Source organism: Streptomyces sp. LS1784 (assembly GCF_020103755.1).
Lineage (GTDB): Bacteria > Actinomycetota > Actinomycetes > Streptomycetales > Streptomycetaceae > Kitasatospora.
Window position 1 is genome coordinate 1 of sequence record NZ_JAHSQD010000628.1, and the last position, 4486, is coordinate 4486.

Annotated in this window: 4 protein-coding genes and 1 pseudogene; 4 read left to right on the top strand and 1 reads right to left on the bottom strand. The window is 67.7% G+C overall.

Annotated features, from left to right (window positions below):
- Both KS423_RS39285 and KS423_RS48245 read left to right on the top strand, forming a co-directional pair.
- Positions 1–120: pseudogene (locus KS423_RS39285) on the top strand (lytic transglycosylase domain-containing protein); the annotation flags it as partial.
- 284 nt (positions 121–404) lie between these two features.
- A complete protein-coding gene (locus tag KS423_RS48245; protein ID WP_224284517.1) occupies positions 405–2471 on the top strand; it encodes a multicopper oxidase family protein in 2067 nt (688 codons plus the stop codon).
- A 114-nt stretch (positions 2472–2585) separates the two neighbouring features.
- Here KS423_RS48245 and KS423_RS39295 read toward each other — a convergent pair whose 3' ends face one another.
- Positions 2586–3338 carry an SDR family NAD(P)-dependent oxidoreductase gene (locus KS423_RS39295; RefSeq protein WP_224284518.1) on the bottom strand — a complete coding sequence of 251 codons (753 nt, stop codon included), beginning with the start codon at positions 3336–3338 and terminating at the stop codon, positions 2586–2588.
- 261 nt (positions 3339–3599) lie between these two features.
- On the opposite strand from KS423_RS39295, the gene KS423_RS39300 reads away from it, so the two are divergent.
- On the top strand, positions 3600–3860 hold the full coding sequence (locus KS423_RS39300; protein WP_224284519.1) for a hypothetical protein: 261 nt from the start codon (positions 3600–3602) through the stop codon (positions 3858–3860).
- 26 nt (positions 3861–3886) lie between these two features.
- Positions 3887–4390 carry a tyrosine protein phosphatase gene (locus KS423_RS39305; protein WP_224284520.1) on the top strand — a complete coding sequence of 168 codons (504 nt, stop codon included), beginning with the start codon at positions 3887–3889 and terminating at the stop codon, positions 4388–4390.
- Positions 4391–4486 lie beyond the last annotated feature (96 nt).

The window sequence follows — 4486 nt, forward strand, 5'->3', positions numbered from 1 at the left end:
GGCGCGGACTGGAAGACCAACCCGACCACCCAGATCAAGTGGGCGCTGGACTACATGAACACCCGCTACGGCAGCCCGAACGCTGCCTGGAACTTCTGGCAGTCCCACCACTGGTACTAAGCCGACCTTTCGGCTTCCCCTCGCCCCGGGGGCCGGACAGGGACCACCGGAGTGACCCACGAGGGCCCGTGCCGCGCGATCCGCGCGGCACGGGCCCTCTCGCGGTCGTACAGGCTCGTACAGGCCCTTCGAGTGGATCCCCGGGACCGGCTTCCCTCGCTGCTGATCGCGGGAAGGAAGGTCTGCCCCTGCAGTAATAGTCCAATGATCGGACTTCGGGGGGCGTGGCATGTCGACCGGCAGAAATGGCGCCGCGCTCCATATCACGCGCATATCATTCGGGCGTGATCAAGGACACCGATCCTCTGGAGAATTCGCAGGCTGCTGATGTCGCCGAGAATTCTCTGCCGAGCCGACGCAAGCTGCTCAGAACCACGGTCGCGACAGTCGGTGCCGTGGGTTTTTCCGGCGCACTTGCGGACGGGCATGCCTACGCGGTCGATTCTCTGCCCGGTCCGGTTGCTCTTCGGCACGGTCGGCACCATCCGCACCCTTCGCGGCCGTCGGGAGGCGCGCTCGATCCGTCGTCCGTACCCAAGTACAGGACGCCGCTGTTCCTTCTCGGTGAAATGCCCGGCGAGGGCCGGGACTCCTACCGCATCGCGATCCGTCAGTTCCGACAGCAAATGCTGCCAAGCGGGATGCCGGCCACCACGATCTGGGGTTACGGAGCCGTGGGCCACCAGCAGTCATTTCACACGCCAGGCCTGACCATCGAAGCCCGTGTGGATCGGCCGATCTCCGTGACATGGGTCAACGACCTCGTCACCTCGCTCGGCTTCTATCTGCCCCATCTGTGCGCTGTGGACCCCACGTTGCACTGGGCGAACCCTCCCGGCGGAAGGGCCGGACGTGATTCGCGGCCCACCTTCTCGACCACTCCCGGGCCGTACACGGGACCGGTGCCCATCGTGACCCATCTGCACGGCGGGTACAGCCGGGAAGAGAGCGACGGATACCCCGAAGCCTGGTACCTGCCGGCATCCCGTGACATCCCTCGTGACTATGCTCGCGTAGGCACCTATTACGATCGGTTCGCCGAGCAGTTCCGCGACCGCTGCGGCGTCCGCTGGCGCCCCGGGTCGGCAACGTTCGCGTACAGCAATGACCAGCGTCCCGCAACTCTCTGGTACCACGATCACACTCTGGGCATGACTCGGGTGAATGTCTACGCGGGCCTCGCCGGTTTCTACCTGCTGCGAGGCGGACCTGCCGATCTCCCCTCGGGGGTACTTCCCGGGCCGGCGCCGGGGCGAGACGGTGCGCACGGTACCCGCCCCTACGAAATCCCCCTGGTGGTTCAGGACAAGTCCTTCAATGCGGACGGGTCGATTTTCTTCCCCGGCAGTCGCGGATACTTCGGGGACACCCCGCCGGATGGTCCGTGGATTCCCGACACCGATATTCCGCCGATCTGGAACCCGGAGTTCTTCGGCACCACGATGGTCGTCAACGGGAACACCTGGCCGGTACTCGACGTGGAACCGCGCCGGTACCGCCTGCGCATCCTCAACGCAAGCAACGCCCGTACTCTCATCCTGAAGATCGCGGCTGACGCCACAGCCCCCCGCCCCGTCAGCCCCGCATTGCCCTTCTGGCAGATCGGGAACGACCAGGGATTCCTGCCGGCCCCGGTCCAGTCGGATCGACTCCTGTTGGCTCCCGCAGAACGCGCCGACGTGGTGGTCGACTTCACCGGCACCCCGGTCGGCACCGGGCTCTACCTGATCAATGAAGGCCCGGACGAGGCGTACGGCGGCGGCGCGCCGGGCACCGACTTCACGCCGGCGAATATCACGACCACGGGGCAGGTCATGAAATTCACCGTCGTTCCCCTTGCCTCCACCGACACCAGTGTCCCGCCGTCACGGATCGTGCTCCCTCCGATCCCGGCGCTTCCCGAGAGCCGGACGGTCCGGAAGCTGTCACTCAACGAAGAGGACTCCGCCTACTTCGCCGGCGCGCCCACGATGGACACGCTCGGCACGGTGACGCCAAGCGGCTCGGCCACCCCGCTCCTGTGGTCGGACCCGGTCACCGAGACGCCGGTGAAGGACGACACCGAAATCTGGGAACTGTACAACTTCACCCCCGACGCGCACCCCGTCCACATCCATCAGATCGGATTCCAGGTCCTCGACCGCCAAGCCATCACGGGCGGCGCATCGTCACCCCCGCAACCGGGGGAAGGCGGATACAAGGACACCGTGATCGCATTGCCGAGCAATATCACCCGCGTCAAGGTTCGCTTCGGACTTGCGGGACGGTACGTCTGGCACTGTCACATCATCGACCATGAGGACAATGAAATGATGCGACCGCTGCAAGTACTTGATCAGCACAGCCGTTGAGGTCGTTTCAGCGGTGATCACTCGGCGGCGGGATCAAGGAAGCGGGAGCCTGAGCCCGGCTGCCCCGGTGACTGCGGTGCGCGTTTCCTGGGCACCCGTCAGTCGTGGACACGGTCAGCGGACGGACGCTCCGCCGTCCACGGTGAGCAGGGCGCCGTTGACGTAGGAGGCCGCGTCGGACACGAGGAAGGCCACGGCCTCGGCGACCTCGCCGGGCAGGCCGACCCGGCCGGCGGGGGTCATGGCGAGGAAGTCGCTGCGATTCTCATCGGCGAGCGAGGCCTGCACGCCTTCGGTCTCGATCACGCCCGGAAGGACGGCGTTGACCCGTACGCCGGCCGGGCCGTACTCGGCCGCCCAGATCCGGGTGAGCTGGTTGACCGCGGACTTGCTCGAACCGTAGGCGGTGGCCCCGACCACGGCCTTGTCGGCCGCGACGGAGCTCACGTTGACGATCGCGCCGCCGCCCTTGTCGACCATGCCGGGGACCAGCTCGGCGGCCAGGAAGAAGGGCGCCTTGACGTTCACGTCGAAGACCTGGTCGAAGACCTCCTCGGTGGTGTCGGTGGTGCCGGCGAACGGATAGATACCGGCGTTGTTGACCAGGATGTCGATGCCGCCGGTCAGCTGTCTCGCCTCGTGGGCCAGTCGGCGGGCGGCGGCTGCACTGCCCAGGTCGGCCTGAACGAAGTCGGCCTTCCCGCCTGCCGCACGGATCTCCCGCACGGCCTGCTCCCCACGGGCGGCATCGCGGCCGGAGACGACCACATGTGCGCCCCGCTCGGCCAGAACCTGCGCGATCGCCCGGCCGAGGCCACTGGTCGCGCCGGTGACCAGGGCGGTCGAGCCATTCAGCGACGGAGTCATGAGAACTCCTCGCAATCCAGTCGGAACCACCTCTGCCGACCTACAACCACAGGCTCGGAAAGCTCATTCCAGTCCGAGTGAGAAGCCGTTGTCCTACCGGACGCTTCGCCCGCAACGTCCGCACGGTCGAGGTCCTCCGAGGTCCTCCTCGACCGCGACGGCGTCACCTCCGCAGCCGCGGCCACCGGTGAACCACGGCAGTACTACGATCTCGGTCACGGGCCGTGCTCCTACTCGTTCTTCGAACAGTGCCGGCACCGGATGGCCTGCGCCCGCTGCGACTTCTGCACCCCCAAGGAATCGACGAAAGCCCAACTCGTCGAAGCCAAGGCCGACTCGCAGCGCATGCTCGTGAGCATTCCGCTCACGGAAGAGGAACGCGCCGCCGTCGAGGACGGCCAGAGTGCCCTCGACCGCCTGCCCGGGCGTCTCGCCGAGGCGGTTACCCAACCGGCCGGACCCCGCGCGAGTTCCGCGCCGGACCCGGTCGCCCCTGCCCCTGACCGTCCGGTCACCACCTGACTCCACCGACCGAAAGTGCTGCCGACATGCGACCCGCCCTCTTCACCATCGACCTCCCCGGCCCGGGACGACTGAGCACCATGGCCAGACCCCGCGGTCACGACTGGCTTGAAGACGAGATGGCCGCGCTGAAGAGCCGCGGCATCGACGTCCTGGTCTGCGCGCTCACCGCTCCGGAACTCGACGAACTCGGCCTCGCAGACGAACCCGGGGCAGCCGCGGCGGCCGGGCTGCAGTTCGTCGCGATACCCATCCCCGACCGCACCGTCCCCGACCGCACCGTCCCCGACCGCACCACGATCCTGCCCACCCTGCACGAACTCGCTGAACGGCTACAGGACGGCGCACACGTCGTCACCCACTGCCGAGCCGGCATCGGACGCTCATCCCTCCTCGCGGCCGCACTCCTCGTCCTCAACGGCGTCGATCCCGACACCGCCTGGAAGCGCATCGAACGAGCTCGCGGACTCGCTGTCCCGGACACCGCCGAGCAGCGAGAGTGGACGACGGAACTGCCCGAACAGGCATGATGCCGACGAATCCACGACGGCGACCACCCCGGTCGGCAGCAGGGCGACCGCGCCGGCGCCCGGCAGCGCACCGCCGGGCGCCGGCAGGCCGCCGCC